The organism is Nonomuraea sp. CX421, from assembly GCF_059358955.1.
Genome location: NZ_JCADBK010000012.1, coordinates 49860 through 68231, shown reverse-complemented (window position 1 = coordinate 68231; position 18372 = coordinate 49860). Strand labels below are relative to the sequence as shown.

The following is an 18372-nucleotide window of genomic DNA, read 5'->3' as shown; positions in this document are numbered from 1 at the left end:
GCCTCCTCGTGGCGGTGCCGAGCATTGTGCCGGACAGGCACCCCGTTTGTCCGGAAAGCCGGGGCCCTATGCTGCTAGATATGCACGATCAGGCAGGAGCGGGGGAGCCCGACAACTTCCAGCGGCTCTGGACCCCGCATCGCATGGCCTACATCAAAGGCGAGAACAAGCCAACGGGGACGGGCCCCGATGACGGCTGCCCGTTCGACGCCATCCCCAAGATGAGCGACGAGGAGGGCCTCATCGTCGCCAGGGGCGAGGTCGTGTACGCCGTGCTCAACCTCTACCCCTACAACTCCGGTCACCTGATGGTCGTGCCCTACCGCCACGTGTCCGACTACGACGAGCTCGACCCCGCGGAGCTCGTGGAGCTGAGCCAGTTCACCCAGCGTTCGCTGCGGGCGCTGCGCAAGGCCGGCGGCGCGCAGGGGTTCAACGTCGGCATGAACCTCGGCCACGTGGCGGGCGCGGGCATCGCCGCCCATCTGCACCAGCACGTGGTGCCCAGATGGGGCGGCGACACTAACTTCATGCCGGTGGTCGCGCGCACCAAGGTGCTGCCGGAGTTGCTGCGCGACACCCGCCAGGCGCTCGCCGACGCCTGGTCCTGACCCGGCCGCGCCGGTCCGGCCGGTCGCCCGGCCGCCGGTGGATCACAGGTGCCACTCGCCGCTGGTGGCGCAGTGGTCGCTGGCCTGCTTGGCGAGGTCCGTGCAGAAGGCCGGGCGCGCGGTCCACGAGCCCACCCGCTCGACGAAGATGTAGTCGATCTGCCTGTTCAGCCCGTCGCGGGTGTCGTGGGTGAACCCGAGCACCAGATCGGCCAGCTCGTCGTACGCGGGGTGCAGCTGGCCGGGCGTCAGGTTGAAGTCTCCCGCGAGCGACATCCTGCGGCCCGGCTCCACGTAGGACCGGGCGATCCACAGGTACTCGGCCGACTCGGTGACGGTGCGCTCCGTGGAACCGGCTCCCAGATGGGCGGTGCACTGCGCCATCGGGCCCGCGTACGTGGTGAGCTTCAGGCACAGGCCGGTGCGGCACTCGGTCGTGGCCTGGGAACAGTCCTTGCCCACCTCCTGGGTGGGGAAGTACCACGCCTTGCCGTCCACCTTGACGCCGCCGGGGTGGATGATCGCGTTGCCGTAGCCCTTGCCGCCGCAGTCGGCCTCCTGCCGCTTGCTGATCACCATGGTGCCGTCGCTCTTCAGCGCCGTGGTGAGCCGGGCGAACGCGTCCTGGCAGATCTCGTTCACCGAGACGAACCAGGCGCCGTCGGCCACGGCGTTCCAGACCAGGATCGACTCCGCCGTGTCGGCCTGCGCTCTGGTGCAGGGGTCGCCGTCGGCCGCGTTGCAGATGTTGTAGTGGTGGATCTTGGCCGTCACCGCCAGCGGGATCGCCTTCGGCGCGGCCCCCGCGGGCGCCCGCACCGTGATGACGGGAGGTGTCACGGCCGCGGCCGCCGGGGCGGCCCCCGCGCCGGGCGCGGGGACCGCGGCGAAGGCGACGATCAGGCCGAGGGTGAGGAGAACACGCTTCATGAGGCCTCCTGAGGGCTCAGGTCCGCTCGGAACCCTCAGTGTCCACACGGCCGTCATAGACCGGTCATAAGTTCATCGGCCGGCCCCGGCGGCTACTTCGTGACCTCGACCCTGATGGCCTTGCTCTCGTGGTCCAGCCGGTCCAGCGCCGTCACCAGGTAGGTGCCGGCGGAGGGGGCGGTGTACGCCGGCCGCTCGACCACGGCGACCAGGTCGCGGGCGTCGGTCGTGTGGCAGTCCTCGCCCGACTTGGGCAGCTTGTAGACGGCGTAGGAGCGGGCGCCCGGTGACGGCTCCCACGACAGCGACCTCCCCGCGGCCTTGACGCCCGCGGGCGCGGGCGGGGCCTCGCCGCCGAGGCTCTTGATCAGGGGGAGCAGGGCCGGCCGGCTGTAGTGGTCCTTGAAGACGCGGTCGAGGGCGCCCAGCGGGTTGGTCAGCAGCTGCTTGGCGCTGAAGAAGACGTCGCCCTCGACCTGCTTGTACTTGCGGTTGAACGTCAGGTGCGCGGACAGCTCGCCCGGCCTGGTCCACGCCTTGTCGTCGGTGGTGCCGACCCGGTAGAGGGCCTGGCCGATGTAGAGGTCGACGCCGGTGCCCTTGACCTCGTTGGCCCACCACGGCACCAGGACGTTGTAGTCGGCGGCCTTGAACCCACGCGGCCAGTAGAGCTGCGGGAGTACGTAGTCGACGGTGCCCGCCTTGATCCAGGCCCGGGCGTCGGCGTAGATCGAGTCGTAGGCCGACATCCCCGCCGTGCGCGAGCCGGTCGGGTCGTTGGACGTGTTGCGCCAGATGCCGAACGGGCTGATGCCGAACTTGATGTACGGCTTGATCTCGTGGACGGCCTTGTCGACCTGGGCGATCAGCGTGTTGACGTTGTCGCGCCGCCAGTCGGCCAGCCGCTTGCCCTTGCCGTACTTTGTAAAGGTGGCGGCGTCGTTGAACGTGGCGTTGCCGCTCGGGTAGGGGTAGAAGTAGTCGTCGAAGTGCACCCCGTCGATGTCATAGCGCTTCACCACGTCGGTGACGACCGCCGTCACGTGGTCGCGCACCTGCGGCAGGCCGGGGTTGAAGTAGAGACGGTCGCCGTACTTGACCGTCCAGCCGGGGTGGCGGCGGGCCAGATGATCGGCCGGCAGCTTGGACACGTCGCCGTCATAGGACGCGCGGTAGGGGTTGAACCACGCGTGGAACTCCAGGCCCCGCTTGTGGGCCTCGCTCACCAGGAACGGCATCGGGTCCCAGCCCGGGTCCTTGCCCGGAGTGCCGGTCAGGAAGCGGGACCACGGCTCCAGCGACGACTTGTAGATCGCGTCGGCGGCGGGGCGAACCTGGACGAAGACGGCGTTGAAATTGAGCTTGGCGGCGGCGTCGAGGAGCCTGACGTACTCGGCCCGTTGCTTGTCGGCACTGAGCCCGGCGCGGGAGGGCCAGTCGATGTTCTGGACCGTGGCGATCCAGACGCCGCGCATCTGGCGCTTGGGATAGCGGGCGTCGGGAGTGCAGTCGGCGGCCGCGACCGTGGCCGTGCCAGGGGTCTTCTTCTCGGTGCCGGCCGATGGGCTCGCCCCGGCTCCGGGGCCGAAGAGGTAGGCGGCGCCGGTGGTGACGGCGGCCAGGGCGGCGGCTGCGGCGAGAGGTCGTCCGGTTCGCATAATGCCCCAGTGTGGCATCGGGGCACACCCGCTTAGTCCCGAAGAAAAGAAATGAATTCGTGATGTATTTGCGGCCAGAGTAAACCGATGGGCCGGGAGGGATGGTGTCCCTCCCGGCGTTCCATGGTCTCGATCCGGTCTCGACCTGGGCCTCGGCCCGCCTTGACCTGAGCTCAGCCGCTCGCCGCGACCTTGCCCGCCAGGTGCGACGGCAACGGCTCGTAGCGCAGGAACGCGCGGTGGAAGCTGCCGGTGCCGTGTGACATGGATCGCAGGTCGATCGCGTACCTGGTGATCTCCAGCTCGGGCACCTCGGCCTTCACCAGCGTGCGCCCGGTGCCCACCGGCTCGGTGCCGAGCACCCGCCCGCGCCGTGCCGACAGGTCGGACATCACCGAGCCCACATAGTCGTCGGCCACCAGCACCGACAGCTCGTCCACCGGCTCCAGCAGCAGGGTCGGCACCTTCGAGGCGGCCTCCTTCAGCGCCAGCTGCCCGGCGATCTGGAAGGCCATGTCGGAGGAGTCGACGGAGTGCGCCTTGCCGTCGTAGAGCGTGACCCGCACGTCCACCATCGGATAGCCGGCGACCACCCCCCGCTCCATCTGGGCGCGCACGCCCTTCTCCACCGACGGGATGAACTGCCGGGGCACGACACCGCCGACGATCTTGTCCACGAACTCGAACCCGCCGCCGGACGGCAGCGGCTCCACCTCGAGGTGGCAGATGGCGTACTGGCCGTGACCGCCGGTCTGCTTGACGTTGCGGCCCATCGCCTGGCACTTGCCGCCGAACGTCTCGCGCAGCGGCACCCGCAGCTCGATGCGCTCCACCTCGACGCCGTGGCGCTTGGACAGCCGGTCGAGCAGCACGTCGGTGTGGGCCTCGCCCATGCACCACAGCACGAGCTGCCGGGTCTCGGCGTTGTTCTCCAGCCGCAGCGTCGGGTCCTCGGCCACCAGGCGGGCCAGCGCCTGCGACAGTTTGTCCTCGTCGGCCTTGGACTTGGCCTGGATCGCCACCGGCAACAGCGGGTCGGGCATCTGCCACGCCGTCATCAGCAGCGGCCTGTCGACCTCGGACAGCGTGTCGCCCGTCTCGGCCCGTGACAGCTTGGCCACCGCGAGGATGTCGCCCGCGATGCCCTTGGCGGTGCCGCGCTGCTGCTTGCCCAGCGGGCTGGTCAGGGTGCCGATGCGCTCGTCGACGTCGTGGTCCTCGTGGCCGCGGTCGGCCAGGCCGTGCCCGGAGACGTGCACGGTCATGTCGGGGCGCAGGGTGCCGGAGAAGACGCGGACCAGGCTGATGCGGCCGACGTAGGGGTCGCTGGTGGTCTTGACGACCTCGGCCACCAGGGGCCCGTCGGGGTCGCAGGTGATGCCCTTGACCGGTTTGCCGTCGAGCGTGGTGATCTCGGGCATCGGGTGTTCGAGCGGCGACGGGAAGCCCTGCGTGATCAGCTCCAGCACCTCGGTCGCGCCGACGCCGAGCCCGGAGCAGAGCACCGGGAAGAAGCTGCCCCGGGCCACCGCCTTCTCCAGGTCGTCGATGAGCACCTTGGTGTCGATCGCGTCGCCGGCGAGGTAGCGCTCCATGAGCGACTCGTCCTCGCTCTCCTGGATGATGCTCTCGATCAGGGTGTCGCGGTACTGGTCGATCTGCGCCTCGTACTCGGCGCCGGGCTCCTTCTCGGTGCGGCCGCCGGTGGCGTAGTTGTAGAACTTCTGGGTCAGCAGCCCGATCAGGCCGTTGACGTGACCGTTGGTGATCACCGGAAGGTAGAGCGGGGCGACGCCGTCGCCGAAGATCTCCTGGCAGCTCGTGAGCACCTCGTCGAAGTCGGCCCGCTGGTGGTCGATCTTGGTGATCACCACCGCCCTGGGCATCGCGACCTGGGCGCACTCCTCCCACAGCAGCTGGGTCAGCCCGTCGACGCCCTCCGTGGCCGACACGACGAAGAGCGCGGCGTCGGCGGCCCGCAGACCGGCCCTCAGGTCGCCCGTGAAGTCGGCGTAACCGGGGGTGTCGAGAAGATTGATCTTGATTCCGTTGTGCGTCAACGGCGCGAGCGCCAGGTTGACCGAGCGCTGCTGCCGCACCTCGACCTCGTCGAAGTCGCTGACCGTGTTGCCGTCCTCCACCCGGCCGGTCCGCTGGATCGTGCCGGTCGTCGCCAGCAGCTGTTCCACGAGGGTCGTCTTGCCCGCTCCTGAGTGGCCGACCAGCACGACATTGCGTATCGCGTCCGCCCTGTCGGCCGCTGGTGCCCTGCCCGCGGCTCCCAAGGCCCCTCCGGGGTTCTTCTCCGCCACATCGCCTCCGGTCTCCTGGGACGAGGCGGCCTCGCCGTCGAACGCCCGGCATCGCGACGCCAGGTGTCCGGCTCGGCTTCCTCTCCCGTGTCGTTCGGTTGAGGTTCGCAACGCCGCGCCCGTGCGGGGGGTGGCAGGACCGCATGGACGCGGTGTGTTCACCAAATACCCGTGTGGCGGATATCACAAGGGGGGTGAGGCAAAGAAAGTCGCCGCTCCCGTGATGGCCTACGATCGGAGCGCGATGCTCAAACTCCTGCGCCCGGCCATGACCCGGATACTCACCCCGTTGGGCAGGGCTCTGGTCCGCCGGGGGATCGGCCCCAACGCCGTCACGGCGATCGGCACCCTCGGCACGGTGGCCGCCGCCCTGGTCCTCTTCCCCGCGGGGATGCTCAGCGTGGGGGCCCTGGTGATCACCGTTTTCGTGCTGTTCGACCTGCTCGACGGCGTGGTGGCCCGGCTCGGCGGGGGAGGGGGCAGCACCTGGGGGGCCTTCCTCGACTCCACGCTCGACCGGGTGGCCGACGCCGCCATCTTCTGCGGGCTGGTCCTCTACTTCGCCTCCCAGGACGACCCGCTGATGGTGGGTGTCACGCTGTTCTGCCTGGTGGCCGGGGCCGTGGTGTCCTATGCCAAGGCCAGGGCCGAGGGGCTCGGGCTCACCTGTGACGTGGGCCTGGCCGAGCGGCCCGAGCGGCTGGTGGTGGTGCTGGTGGCCACCTTCTTCGCCGGGCTCGGCGTCCCCTACCTGCTGCCCGCCGGCATGTGGTTGCTCGCGGGCGCGAGCGCTGCCACGGTGGTGCAGCGAGTGGTTCACGTCCACCGGCAGACGAGGGAGAGATGAGCGAGAAGCCGTCCGTCACCGATCGCGTCGTCGCCGCGGGGTTCGCGGCGGGCTGGACGGTCGTGCCGCTGCTGCCCAAGCGGCTCACCGCCGGGGCCTTCCGCTACGCCGCCGACCGGCTGTGGCGCGGCCAGGGCAGGTCCGTACGCCGCCTGGAGTCCAACCTGGCCAGGGTGACCGGGCTCGCCCCCGGCAGCCCCGAGCTGCGCGCGCTCGGCCGGGCGGGCATGCGCTCCTACTTCCGCTACTTCGAGGAGATCTTCCGGCTGCCGTCCATGTCGAGCGACGAGATCGTCCGGCGCACCCACGTGACCGGCGCCGAGCACATCCACGACACCGTCGCCGCCGGGCGCGGCGTGGTGCTCGCGCTGCCCCACATGGGCAACTGGGACCAGGCGGGCGCCTGGCTGGTCGGCGTCGGCCATCCGTTCACCACGGTGGCCGAGCGGCTGCGGCCCGAGTCGCTGTTCCGCCGCTACGTCGCCTTCCGCGAGGGGCTCGGCATGGAGGTGCTGCCGCTCACCGGCGGCGACGGCCACAACTTCGCCGCCCTGGCGATGCGCGTGCGCAAGGGCGGGGTGGTCTGCCTGCCCGCCGAGCGCGACCTCACCAAGAGCGGCGTCGAGGTCCAGTTCTTCGGCTCGACGACCAAGGTGCCGGCGGGGCCGCCGCTGCTGGCCGTGCAGACGGGGGCCGCGCTGCTGCCGGCCACGGTCTACTTCGCGGGCGACGACTGGGGCATCGACATCCACGAGGAGATCCCGGTGCCCGAGGAGGGCACCCGTCAGGAGAAGGTCGCGGCGGTGGCGCAGAGTCTCAGCCATGTCTTCGAGAAGGGCATCGCCGAGCATCCCGAAGACTGGCACATGCTGCAGCGTCTGTGGCTGGAGGACCTGCGGCGATGAAGGTCGGCATCGTCTGCCCCTATTCCTGGGACATGCCCGGCGGGGTCAAACAGCACATCGACGACCTGGCCCAGGCCCTGATCGCGCAGGGGCACGACGTCTCGGTGATCGCGCCGGCGGCCGACGACGACGACCTGCCGCCCTACGTGGTCGGCGCGGGCCGCGCGATCCCCGTCCCCTACAACGGGTCGGTGGCCAGGATGTCGTTCGGGTTCCTGTCGGCGGCGCGGGTGCGGCGCTGGATCGGCGACGGCGACTTCGACGTGCTGCACATCCACGAGCCGCTGGTGCCGAGCCTGGGGGTGCTGGCCTGCTGGGCGGCCAAGGGGCCGATCGTGGCCACCTTCCACGCCTCGTGGGTGCGCTCGCGCGCGATCGCGGTGGCCGAGCCGCTGCTGCGCAGCGCCCTGGAGAAGCTGAGCGGCCGCATCGCGGTCTCCGACGCCGCCCGCAAGAGCCTGGTCGAGCAGTTCGGCGGCGACACCGTGCTGATCCCCAACGGGGTGACCGTGGCCCGCTACGCCGAGGCCGAGCCGCTCGACGGGTGGGGGCCCGACGGCGCGACGATCGGCTTCCTCGGGCGGATGGACGAGGAACGCAAGGGCCTGGCCATCCTGCTCGACGCCTTCAACCTGCTGGCCGGGGAGCGTCCGGAGCTCAAGCTGCTGATCGCCGGCCCCGGCGACGCCAAGGACGTCTACGACCGGGTGACTAGGGCGTTCCATGACCGGGTCACCGTGCTGGGCATGGTGAGCGAGGCCGACAAGATCCGCGCCTACCACTCGGTCGACGTGTTCTGCGCGCCCAACACCCGGGGCGAGAGCTTCGGCATCGTGCTGGCCGAGGCCATGGCCTCCGGCGCGACGGTGCTGGCCAGCGACATCCCGGCGTTCCGCAAGGTGCTGGGCGAGGGACAGGCGGGCGCGCTGTTCGCCAACGGCGACCCGGCCTCGCTCGCCCGGGAGGCCGCGGCCTTACTCGACGCGCCCGAACGGCGGGCCAAGCTGGCGGCTGAGGCGCTGGTGGCGGTCCACAAGTACGACTGGTCGACGGTGGCGCGCGACGTGGTCAGGGTCTACGAGACCGTCACCACCGGCGGCGCGGGCCGGGTGGAGGAAGACCTGTGACATCGATCATGGTCGTGCTGATCGTGGGCATCGTGGTGGTGCTCGCGGCCGTCTACATCTCCTGGCGGGCGGGCCGGCTCGACCGGCTGCACATCCGGCTCGAACTGGCCGGCGAGTCGCTGTCGGCCGCGCTCATGCGACGCCGGGCCGTGGCGCTGGAGCTGGCGGGCTCCCGGCTGCTCGACCCGGCGACCTCGCTGGTGCTCGCGGCCTCGGCGCACGAGGCCAGGATGGCCGGGCCCGACGAACGCGAGCGCGCCGAGAGCGACCTGTCGCGCACCCTGCGGGCCGTCGTCGACCAGGAGCGGTTCGGCGAGAAGCTGGCGGAGTCGCCGGGAGGGCAGGCGCTCCTCGAGGAGCTGGAGGCGGCCGTGGCCAAGGTCGTCTACTCCCGCCGCTTCTACAACAACGCCGTCGGCGTCACGCGCACCGCCCAACGGCGCTGGCTGGCCAGGGTTCTCCGGCTGGCCGGACACACCGAATACCCCCAATTCTTCGAAATTGATGACAATCCGCCTGAGGCAATGGCAACTGAATGACCTGATTCTGCAGGGCCGGTAAGCTTCTTCCGGTTTTGAGGCAAAGCGGAGGAGTGTACAGGTGCGGCTATTCCGGATGATCACCGTGACGCTGGCCGGAGCGGCGGTCCTGCTGCCCGTCGCGGCGTGCTCGTCGGATGAGCCCGCCGCGGGGCAGGCGCCGGAGGCGACGGTCACCACGCCCGCCGAGGAGGAGACGCCCGACGCCGGCAAGACCCACCCGTTCACCGGGAAGCCCACCCAGGCGCTCAAGCCGGTGCTCGCGGTGAAGATCGAGAACACCGCCGCGGGCAAGCCCCAGATGGGCCTGAAGAGCGCCGACATCGTCTACGTCGAGCAGGTCGAGGCCGGTCTGACCCGGCTCATGGCGATCTTCTCGTCGAAGCTCCCGGCCAAGGTCGGCCCCGTCCGCAGCGCCCGCATCTCCGACCTGCACATCGTGCCGCAGTTCGGCAAGCCCGCGTTCGCCTACTCGGGCGCGCAGACCAAGATGCTGCCGTTCATCGCCGAGGCGCCCCTGTTCGACGTCTCCGACAGCCGGGCCCCCGGGGCCTACTTCCGCCAGCCCGGCCGCTACGCCCCCTACAACCTGTTCGCCACCTCCAAGCAGTTGCTGGCCAGTGCCCCCAAGGCGAGCAAGGCGAAGGACATCGGCTTCACCTTCGGCGACGCTCCCGCCGAAGGCGGCGTGGACCGCACGTCCTACACGGTCAAATGGCCCGCGGCGCGCTTCACCTTCGCCTGGTCCGAGGCCAGGAAGCAGTGGCTGATCTGGCAGGACGGCAAGAAGGACATGGCGGCCGAGGGCGGCCAGCTCGGTGCTCCGACGATCGTCATCCAGTACACCAAGACCGAACGCTCCCAGTTCCACGACAAGAACCAGAGCTACACGCCGCTCGTGCACAGCGTCGGCAAGGGGTCGGCGATCGTGCTGCGCGACGGCAAGGCGTACAAGGCTCGCTGGGAACGGGAATCCGAGGAGGGGGGTACGACGTTCACCACGGAGAGCGGCGAGCCGATGAACTTCGCCCCAGGTCAGGTCTGGGTGGCGCTCGCCAGCCGCAAGCCCGTGACTCCTTGACGTACAAGAACCACCGCAAGTCTTGACATGATGGTGGGTCGGGGAAAAGACGGTTAAGGACCTACCATGGGCTTGATAACTTACCGTTCGCCTTTGTGAGGAAGACCGTGTCCAGCACGCCCGAAGCCCTGTCCACCCCTGGCCCCGTCACCGGCACCGCCCGTGTGAAACGCGGCATGGCCGAGATGCTCAAGGGCGGCGTCATCATGGACGTCGTCACCCCGGAGCAGGCGAAGATCGCCGAGGATGCCGGGGCGGTCGCCGTGATGGCCCTGGAGCGTGTGCCCGCCGACATCCGCGCGCAGGGCGGTGTGTCGCGGATGAGCGACCCCGACATGATCGACGGCATCATCGCCGCCGTGTCGATTCCCGTCATGGCCAAGGCCCGCATCGGCCACTTCACCGAGGCCCGCGTGCTGCAGGCGCTCGGTGTCGACTACGTCGACGAGTCCGAGGTGCTCACCCCGGCCGACTACGCCAACCACATCGACAAGTGGCAGTTCACCGTGCCGTTCGTGTGCGGGGCGACCAACCTGGGCGAGGCGCTGCGCCGCATCACCGAGGGCGCCGCGATGATCCGCTCCAAGGGCGAGGCCGGCACCGGCGACGTCTCCAACGCGGTCACCCACATGCGCACGATCCGGGGCGAGATCAAGCGCCTCAGCTCGCTGCCCGAGGACGAGCTGTACGTCGCCGCCAAGGAGCTGCAGGCGCCGTACGAGCTGGTGGCCGAGGTCGCCAGGGCGGGCAAGCTGCCGGTCGTGCTGTTCACCGCGGGCGGCATCGCCACCCCGGCCGACGCCGCGATGATGATGCAGCTCGGCGCCGAGGGCGTGTTCGTCGGCTCGGGCATCTTCAAGTCGGGCGACCCGGCCAGGCGCGCCGCCGCGATCGTCAAGGCCACCACGTTCTACGACGACCCCGACGTCATCGCCAAGGTCTCCCGTGGCCTGGGCGAGGCCATGGTCGGCATCAACGTCGAGGAGATCCCGCAGCCGCACCGCCTGGCCGAGCGCGGCTGGTGAACACCGCCCCGTAAGGACCGGGGCGTGGCGCTGACTTCCGAATAAGGCGATATCCGCGAAGGATGTCGCCTTATTCGTGGGCGACCGCCGCCCACGCCGACCCCGGCCCCGCCGCCGAGACCGCGCGGAGCCTGGCCTCGCGCGGCCTGCGCACCGACCCGTTCACCCTGGGCGTCGCCTCGGGGGACCCCGACCACGGCGGCTTCGTGCTGTGGACCAGGCTGGCGCAGGAGCCCATGGCCGAGGACGGATTCGGCGGCATGCCGCGGCGACCGTTTCCCGTGCTCTGGCAGGTCTACGCCGACGAGCGGGGCCCGCCGCCTGGTGCGCTCCGGGGTGGCCGTCGCCGCCCCCGAATGGGGCCACAGCGTGCACGTCGAACTCGACGGCCTGAGCTCCGGCCGGGACTACTGGTATCGCTTCCGCGTCGGCCCCTACTCGGACATCCGCGCGGGTGCCGCCTTCCTTGTGACCACCCTGCTTTTGACCGCCCTGTAGGAAGATGTCGGACGGGCTTGGTGTTGAATCAACCGGACCCACGACCCCGAGGGAAGGACGCCCGTGCCCACAATCGGTGTACTCGCTCTGCAGGGAGACGTGCGCGAACATGTGCGCATGCTCCAGGAGGCGGGCGCCTCGGCCATGTCCGTGCGCCGGCCCGCCGAGCTGGAGGCGGTCGACGGGCTGGTGATCCCCGGCGGCGAGTCCACCACCATGTGGAAGCTCGCCGAGACCTTCGACCTGCTCGAACCCCTCCGGCTGCGGGTCAAGGACGGCATGCCCGCCTACGGCTCCTGCGCCGGCATGATCATGCTGGCCGACCGGATCGAGGACGGCGCCGAAGGGCAGCGCACCATCGGCGGCATCGACATGGTGGTCAGGCGCAACGCCTTCGGCCGCCAGGTCGACTCGTTCGAGGCCGACCTCGACTTCGCGGGCGAGCCGGTGCACGCCGTGTTCATCCGAGCGCCGTGGGTCGAATCGGTCGGGCCCGACGTTCATGTGCTGGGCCGGGCCGAACCGGGGGATAGGATCGTCGCGGTCCGCCAAGGGCCGCTGCTCGCGACCTCGTTCCATCCCGAGCTGACCGGGGACACTCGCGTGCACCGATACTTCGTAGACATGCTGAGGGAGCTATAGGTAGATGTCCGGCCACTCCAAATGGGCGACGACGAAGCACAAGAAGGCCGCGCTCGACGCCAAGCGCGGCAAGCTGTTCGCGAAGCTCATCAAGAACATCGAGGTGGCGGCCCGGACGGGTGGGCCTGACCCGGATGCCAACCCCACGCTCTTCGACGCCATCTTCAAGGCGAAGAAGAACTCGGTGCCCAACGACAACATCGAGCGGGCCCGCAAGCGGGGCGGCGGCCTGGAGGCCGGCGGCGCCGACTGGCAGACCATCACCTACGAGGGCTACGCGCCGGGCGGCGTCGCGATCCTCATCGAGTGCCTCACCGACAACCGCAACCGAGCGGCCTCCGAGGTGCGTGTCGCGCTGACCCGCAACGGCGGCTCGCTGGCCGACCCCGGCTCGGTGTCCTACATGTTCAACCGCAAGGGCGTCGTGATCGTGCCCAAGAACGGCCTCGACGAGGACACGGTGCTCATGGCCGTGCTCGACGCGGGAGCCGAGGAGGTCAACGACCTGGGCGAGGCGTTCGAGGTCGTCTCCGAGGCCGGTGACCTGGTGCCGGTGCGCAAGGCGCTGCAGGACGCGGGCATCGACTACGACTCCGCCGAGTCCAGCTTCCTGCCGACGATGAGCGTGCAACTCGACGAGGATGGCGCCAAGAAGGTGTTCCGGCTCATCGACGCGCTGGAGGACAGCGACGACGTGCAGAACGTGTTCGCCAACTTCGACGTCTCCGACGAGATCATGGAGAAGCTCGACGCCTGACCCCGCCGGCCCGGGGTGATGATCGGCGTCGTCGTGGCACGGTGCCCGGGGGCGGCGTAGGGTGTCGCGTCGTGACCTCCCCCAACCCCTCCCAGCAGGCTTCTCCCGCGCTCGGCTGGCTGCTGCTGCTTCCCGCGCTGGTCGGCACCGCGATCTCGCTGCTCTTTCCGACGATCAGGACCATCCTGCTCGGCTTCGAGTCGGGCCGGATCGCCGGTCCGAGCCAGTTCGTCGGGCTCGGCAACTACGCCGGCATCCTGGGTGACGACGTGTTCTGGCGGGCGCTCGGCTTCACGCTCTCGCTGGCGGTGGTGCCGCTCCTGGTGGCCGTGGTGGTGGGGCCGTCGCTCGCGCTGGCGCTCGACCGGGCGGGCGGGCCGCTCAGGCGCACCGGCCGCGTCGTGCTGTCGCTGGCGATCGTCACCTTCTCACCGGTCGGGGTCGCCGCCGCCTGGCTGTGGGGCCTGCGCTCCGGGGCCACGGGCGTCGTCACGCTGGCCGAGGGGCTGCGCGATCAGGCCACCGCACCGGCGACGCTCGGCCTGATCATCGCGGCCACCACGTTCGGGCTGGTGTGCGCCCTGGCGGTGATGGCGTTCCTGCCCGCGTTGCGCGGTGGCACCGTGACGGCGGCCATGCTCGTGGTGGCCGGGCTCGTCACACTGGCCATGATCGCCGCCGCCCTCCAGGCGTTCTCGATGGGGCTGGCGCTGATGGCGGGCGGGCCGGAGCGTTCCGCGCAGACGCTGGCGACGTTGCAGTACGACTATGCCTTCCGGTTGTTCAAGCCGGGGCTGGGTGCTTCGATGGCGACCATCATGGGCGTCCTGCTCGGCCTGCTGGGGCTCGTCGCGACGGTCCTCGCGGTGGCCACGAACCTGCGTATCTCCCTCATACCTCGCTCGGGGCCCGCAGATGGGCCGAATTCCCGCGCAGAGCCCACGAGCGGACAGAAAGCCCCGTACCAGGCTCCCGTGTACGGCCAGGGCGTGGAACGGACGGAGGGCGGCCATCAGCAGGCTCCGGTGTCACGCGCCGCGCAGCGGGCCGCTCAGAGCCGCGCACGGGGCGCGTCCGCGGCGGGCAAGGTGATCGGAGCGGTGGCGCTGGCCCTCGTGACCCTGATCGCGGTGGTCTGGGCCTGGCCGTGGCTGTCCGCCCTGTTCGCGGGCGGCGAGACGCCGGGCGCCGGGCTGCGGACGCAGGTGAACACCTGGGTGCCCGCCGTCGTGGGGGCGCTGGTCTCCGTCGGCGTCGCCTACCTGGCGGCGCTCGGCATCGGTGGGCTGCGTCCGCTGGGACGGCGCAGTGAGTGGCTGCTGCTGCTGTTCGGGCCGTGGTTGTTCGTCGGCACCGGGCCGCTCAGCGTCGCCGACTGGCAGACGGTCACTGACATGGGCCTCATCGATACTTTCATCGCGATATTTCCGCCTTTCTTGGTGTCTGTGCCTGCGCTCCTGCTGCTGACGCTGCTCTGCAAGGGGCTGTCCGAGCGCGCGGGCGGCGACTTCCTCGGCGGCGTCGTGCTGCCGTCTCTGCCGATGGCGGGCATCCTGGCCGGCGCGGTCGCCCTGACCAACGCCCAGGAAGTGCTCTGGCCGCTGTTGACCGCGCACGATCCGGACCTCGCCACCGCCCCCGTCGCCCTGCTGAACCGGCTGAACGACTTCCGCGCGGCCGCCCCCGATCCCTGGGGCACCACGCCGCTCGCCATGCTGCTCGTCGCCCTCGCCGCCCTGGTCGCGGCGCAGTTGCTCTACCTCGACCGGTTGGCCGTCACCGCCGGAAAAGGTTCGCGCTCCCAGACACCCGCCGCATAGGTTGCGCCTCGTGGACATTCGTTACTTGACCCCCGAAGACCTCGACGCCATGTTCGACATGCGCAAACGCTCCTTCGGCCTGCTGTCGGCCGCCCAGGGCGAAGGCTGGCGCGCGGTCGTGCTGCCCATCCTGGCCGAGGGCCGCTACCTGGGCGCGTTCGACGGCACCAGGCTCACGGCCGCGGCCCGGCTGCGCGGCTTCACCCAGTGGTGGCACGGCAGGCCGCAGCCGATGGCCGGCATCGCGGGCGTCACGGTCAACCCCGAGGATCGGGGCAAGGGAGTGGGCGGGCAGATCATGCACGCGATCGTCGCCCGGGCGGCCGAGCTCGGCGACGCCGTCTCCGCGCTCTATCCGGCCACGACGCCGCTCTACCGCTCCGTCGGGTACGAGCACGCCGGGGCCCAGCACCTGGCCACCATCCCGGCCGAGGCGCTGCGCACGATCCGGCCGTCCGGCGAGGTCAAGCTGCGCCGGATGGGCCCGGCCGACGCGGCCGAGGTCGTCGCCGTGCTGCACCGCGCGCACGGCGCGGCCCGCGCCTCCGGCCCGATCTCGTGGGACGAGCGCACCTGGGCGCTCTGGCTCGCCCAGCCCGACGACTTCCTCTACCTCGCCGACGACGGCTTCGTCATCTACCGCTGGGACGGCGAGAACATCCGGGTCGAGAACCAGGTCGCCGGATCCGAGGCGACCGCCAGGGCGCTGTGGTCGCTGGTGGGCACCTCCTCCTCGGTGGCCGAGCACGTCACCGCCGCCGTGGCGCCCGACGACCCCGTGCTGTGGCTGCTGCGCGAACGCTCGAAGGAGAAGGTCACCCTGGTCCGGTGGATGTTCCGGGTGATCGACCTGGCCGCGGCCGTCGAACGCCGCGGCTATCCGGCCGGGGTGACCATGAACGCCGCCGTCGAGGTGGACGATCCGCTGCGGCCCGGCAACACCGGCCGGTGGCGGCTGGAGGTCGCCGAGGGCCGCGGCACGGCCACCCGCGTGGAGACGGGAGACGGGCCCCGGCTCACGGTCAACGCCCTGTCGGGCCTCTACGCCGGTGTTCCGACCGCCACGCTGCGCCGTGCCGGGCTCATGTCCGGCGACGACCGCCACGACGACACCCTCGACGCGGCCTTCGCCGCCCGGCCGTACATGCTCGACTACTTCTGACGGTTCCAGTGCCTCTGGCCGGCGTCCGGCGAATCTGACGGTTCCAGCGGTTCTGGCGGGCGTCCGGCTGATCTCACTGTTCCGCCGGGCGTCCGGCGGGCGTTTCGCGGTGCGCGACCACGTCGGCCGGGGTAGAGTCTCGTGCCGAACAGGTGTTCGGCGGCGCGGGGAGGCAGGCCGGTGCGGGTGATGGGCGTCGATCCGGGGCTGACTCGGTGCGGCCTGGGAGCGGTCGAGGGCAGGCCCGGCGCGCCGCTGTCCCTGGTGGCCGTCGGGGTGGTGCGCACCGGCGCCGACGAGGAGCTGGGCGCACGGCTGGTGGGCATCGAGGCCGGCATCGAGCAGTGGCTCGACGAGGTGCGTCCCGACGCCGTGGCGGTCGAGCGGGTCTTCAGCCAGCACAACGTCCGCACCGTCATGGGCACCGCCCAGGCCGCGGGCATCGCGGTCCTCTGCGCGGCCAGGCGCGGGCTGCCCGTCGCCCTGCACACGCCCTCCGAGGTCAAGGCGGCCGTCACCGGCAGCGGCAGCGCCGACAAGAAACAGATCGGGCTCATGGTGACCCGGCTGCTGAGGCTCACCGAGATGCCCAAGCCGGCCGACGCCGCCGACGCGCTCGCGCTGGCCATCTGCCATGTCTGGCGCGGCGGCGCCCAGCACCGCGTCGCCGAGGCCGTCGCGCGGGCGCGGAGCCGCGCGCCGCGCGGGGACGTGAAGCTGTGATCGCCTCGGTGGCCGGCCGGGTGGCGGCCGTCGCGCCCGACGGCGCCGTGATCGAGGTCGGCGGCGTCGGCGTCCTGGTCCACTGCACGCCCGGCACCCTGGCCACGCTCCACCCCGGCGAGCAGGCCCGGCTGGCCACCTCGCTGGTGGTGCGCGAGGAGTCCCTCACCCTCTACGGCTTCGCCACCGACGACGAGCGGGCCGTCTTCGAGCTGCTCCAGACGGCCAGCGGCGTGGGTCCCAAGCTGGCGCTGGCCATGCTCGCCGTCCATTCGCCCAACGCGCTGCGGGTCGCCGTCGCCGGAGCCGACCTCAAGGCGCTCACCCAGGTGCCGGGCATCGGCCAGAAGGGCGCCCAGCGCATCGTCCTGGAGCTGAAGGACCGTCTCGGCACCCCCGAGGCGACCCTCGACGCCGCGCTCAACGGCGGCCGCCGCGTCGCGCTCTGGCGCGACCAGGTGCACTCCGGGCTCGTGGGGCTGGGCTATTCGAGCAAGGACGCCGACGAGGCCGTCGCGGCCGTCGAGCCGGAGGCCGACGCCGACCTGGCCGCCGGCCGCTCCCCGCAGGTGGCCGCCCTGCTGAAGGCGGCGCTGCGGGCGCTGAGCGTCCGATGACGTCGTGGGCGGGCCGGGGCCCTACCCTCGCAGGGAGCCCCGTCAGGGAGGTGCGGCAGTGAGCCTGGAGCGAGACCTCGTGTCGCCTGACGCCGAGGGCGAGGAGTCGCAGATCGAGGCCGCCCTGCGGCCCAAGCGGCTCGGCGAGTTCATCGGCCAGGCACGCGTGCGCGAGCAGTTGTCGCTGGTGCTCGAGAGCGCGCTGCGGCGCGGCCGGTCACCCGACCACATGCTGATGAGCGGATCACCCGGTCTGGGCAAGACGACTCTGGCTATGATCATCGCAGCCGAGCTGAGCGCGCCGCTCCGCATCACGTCGGGGCCGGCCCTGGAACGGGCGGGCGACCTCGCGGCCATCCTGTCCACCCTGGCCGAGGGCGAGGTGCTGTTCATCGACGAGATCCACCGGATGGCGCGGCCCGCCGAGGAGATGCTCTACCTCGCGATGGAGGACTTCCGGGTCGACATCGTGGTCGGCAAGGGCCCCGGGGCCACCGCCATCCCGCTCGACATCGCGACGTTCACGCTGGTCGGCGCCACCACCAGAGCCGGGCTGCTGCCCGCGCCGCTGCGCGACCGGTTCGGCTTCACCGCCCACATGGACTTCTACCAGGTCGAGGAGCTGGAGCAGGTGCTCCACCGCTCGGCCCGGCTGCTCGGGGTGACGCTGCCCGACGAGGGCGCGCACGAGATCGCCCGGCGCTCGCGCGGCACGCCGCGCATCGCCAACCGGCTGCTGCGCCGGGTGCGCGACTTCGCCGACGTGCGGGCCGGCGGCGTCATCGACCGCGACATCGCCTCCGCCGCCCTCAACCTCTACGAGGTCGACGCCGAGGGGCTCGACCGGCTCGACCGGGCCGTGCTCGACGCGCTGCTGCGCAAGTTCGGGGGCGGTCCGGTGGGGTTGTCCACGCTGGCCGTGGCCGTGGGCGAGGAGCCCGAGACCGTCGAAGTGGTGGCCGAGCCGTTCCTCGTCCGCCAGGGCCTGCTGGCCAGGACCCCACGCGGCCGGGTCGCCACCGCCGCGGCCTGGCACCACCTGGGTATGACTCCACCCCCAGATGCGTTCGGAGCTACGCTTTTCGACTGATTACAGAACGGTTGCAACCGTTTCGAAT

Annotated in this window: 18 protein-coding genes and 1 pseudogene; 16 read left to right on the top strand and 3 right to left on the bottom strand. The window is 71.0% G+C overall.

The features are described from left to right. The first annotated feature begins 80 nt into the window (after positions 1-80). Positions 81-611 (top strand): HIT family protein, encoded by a 531-nt coding sequence (locus tag AC5L3X_RS22095; RefSeq protein WP_225263422.1) that lies wholly within the window; start codon positions 81-83, stop codon positions 609-611. Between the two features lie 42 nt (positions 612-653). Here AC5L3X_RS22095 and AC5L3X_RS22090 read toward each other — a convergent pair whose 3' ends face one another. The 3 genes from AC5L3X_RS22090 to AC5L3X_RS22080 all read right to left on the bottom strand — a co-directional run bounded on the left by AC5L3X_RS22090 (position 654) and on the right by AC5L3X_RS22080 (position 5511). Then, on the bottom strand, positions 654-1541 hold the full coding sequence (locus tag AC5L3X_RS22090; protein ID WP_494859237.1) for a hypothetical protein: 888 nt from the start codon (positions 1539-1541) through the stop codon (positions 654-656). Between the two features lie 92 nt (positions 1542-1633). Beyond that, positions 1634-3199 (bottom strand): glycoside hydrolase family 10-like protein, encoded by a 1566-nt coding sequence (locus AC5L3X_RS22085; RefSeq protein ID WP_494859235.1) that lies wholly within the window; start codon positions 3197-3199, stop codon positions 1634-1636. Between the two features lie 173 nt (positions 3200-3372). Then, entirely contained in the window at positions 3373-5511 is a 2139-nt protein-coding gene (locus tag AC5L3X_RS22080) for an elongation factor G-like protein EF-G2 (protein ID WP_494859234.1), read from the bottom strand. 244 nt (positions 5512-5755) lie between these two features. Here AC5L3X_RS22080 and pgsA point away from each other — a divergent pair, with 244 nt between their 5' ends. From pgsA to ruvB, 15 genes and pseudogenes are all read left to right on the top strand, one after another. Next, positions 5756-6358, top strand: coding sequence for a phosphatidylinositol phosphate synthase (gene pgsA, locus AC5L3X_RS22075; protein ID WP_189125731.1), 603 nt, complete (start codon positions 5756-5758; stop codon positions 6356-6358). Further along, complete coding sequence (locus AC5L3X_RS22070) at positions 6355-7263, top strand: phosphatidylinositol mannoside acyltransferase (RefSeq protein ID WP_494859233.1); 909 nt, start codon at positions 6355-6357, stop codon at positions 7261-7263. The genes pgsA and AC5L3X_RS22070 overlap by 4 nt, the downstream gene beginning before the upstream one ends. After that, positions 7260-8390, top strand: coding sequence for a glycosyltransferase family 4 protein (locus AC5L3X_RS22065; RefSeq protein WP_189125729.1), 1131 nt, complete (start codon positions 7260-7262; stop codon positions 8388-8390). Before AC5L3X_RS22070 ends, AC5L3X_RS22065 begins: the two co-directional genes overlap by 4 nt. Positions 8391-8398: 8 nt before the next feature. Then, a complete protein-coding gene (locus AC5L3X_RS22060; protein ID WP_189125857.1) occupies positions 8399-8929 on the top strand; it encodes a LemA family protein in 531 nt (176 codons plus the stop codon). Positions 8930-8990: 61 nt separating this feature from the next. Continuing rightward, complete coding sequence (locus AC5L3X_RS22055) at positions 8991-10010, top strand: DUF3048 domain-containing protein (protein ID WP_494859230.1); 1020 nt, start codon at positions 8991-8993, stop codon at positions 10008-10010. A gap of 95 nt (positions 10011-10105) precedes the next feature. Next, entirely contained in the window at positions 10106-11035 is a 930-nt protein-coding gene (pdxS, locus tag AC5L3X_RS22050; RefSeq protein ID WP_494859228.1) for a pyridoxal 5'-phosphate synthase lyase subunit PdxS, read from the top strand. A gap of 62 nt (positions 11036-11097) precedes the next feature. Beyond that, positions 11098-11286: pseudogene (locus tag AC5L3X_RS22045) on the top strand (PhoD-like phosphatase N-terminal domain-containing protein); the annotation flags it as partial. 73 nt (positions 11287-11359) lie between these two features. After that, entirely contained in the window at positions 11360-11533 is a 174-nt protein-coding gene (locus AC5L3X_RS22040; protein WP_494859227.1) for a PhoD-like phosphatase N-terminal domain-containing protein, read from the top strand. A 63-nt stretch (positions 11534-11596) separates the two neighbouring features. Then, a complete protein-coding gene (pdxT, locus tag AC5L3X_RS22035) occupies positions 11597-12175 on the top strand; it encodes a pyridoxal 5'-phosphate synthase glutaminase subunit PdxT (protein WP_494859225.1) in 579 nt (192 codons plus the stop codon). Between the two features lie 4 nt (positions 12176-12179). Beyond that, positions 12180-12932 carry a YebC/PmpR family DNA-binding transcriptional regulator gene (locus AC5L3X_RS22030; protein ID WP_494859223.1) on the top strand — a complete coding sequence of 251 codons (753 nt, stop codon included), beginning with the start codon at positions 12180-12182 and terminating at the stop codon, positions 12930-12932. Positions 12933-13003: 71 nt separating this feature from the next. Then, the gene (locus tag AC5L3X_RS22025) at positions 13004-14752 is read left to right on the top strand and encodes a carbohydrate ABC transporter permease (RefSeq protein ID WP_494859221.1); all 1749 of its coding nucleotides are present in this window, start codon (positions 13004-13006) and stop codon (positions 14750-14752) included. 10 nt (positions 14753-14762) lie between these two features. After that, positions 14763-15914 carry a GNAT family N-acetyltransferase gene (locus AC5L3X_RS22020; RefSeq protein ID WP_494859219.1) on the top strand — a complete coding sequence of 384 codons (1152 nt, stop codon included), beginning with the start codon at positions 14763-14765 and terminating at the stop codon, positions 15912-15914. A gap of 180 nt (positions 15915-16094) precedes the next feature. Continuing rightward, positions 16095-16637 (top strand): crossover junction endodeoxyribonuclease RuvC, encoded by a 543-nt coding sequence (gene ruvC / locus AC5L3X_RS22015; protein ID WP_189125725.1) that lies wholly within the window; start codon positions 16095-16097, stop codon positions 16635-16637. Further along, positions 16634-17254, top strand: coding sequence for a Holliday junction branch migration protein RuvA (ruvA, locus tag AC5L3X_RS22010; RefSeq protein ID WP_189125724.1), 621 nt, complete (start codon positions 16634-16636; stop codon positions 17252-17254). The genes ruvC and ruvA overlap by 4 nt, the downstream gene beginning before the upstream one ends. Positions 17255-17312: 58 nt before the next feature. After that, positions 17313-18344, top strand: a complete 1032-nt coding sequence (gene ruvB / locus AC5L3X_RS22005) for a Holliday junction branch migration DNA helicase RuvB (protein ID WP_494859217.1) — start codon at positions 17313-17315, stop codon at positions 18342-18344. Positions 18345-18372 lie beyond the last annotated feature (28 nt).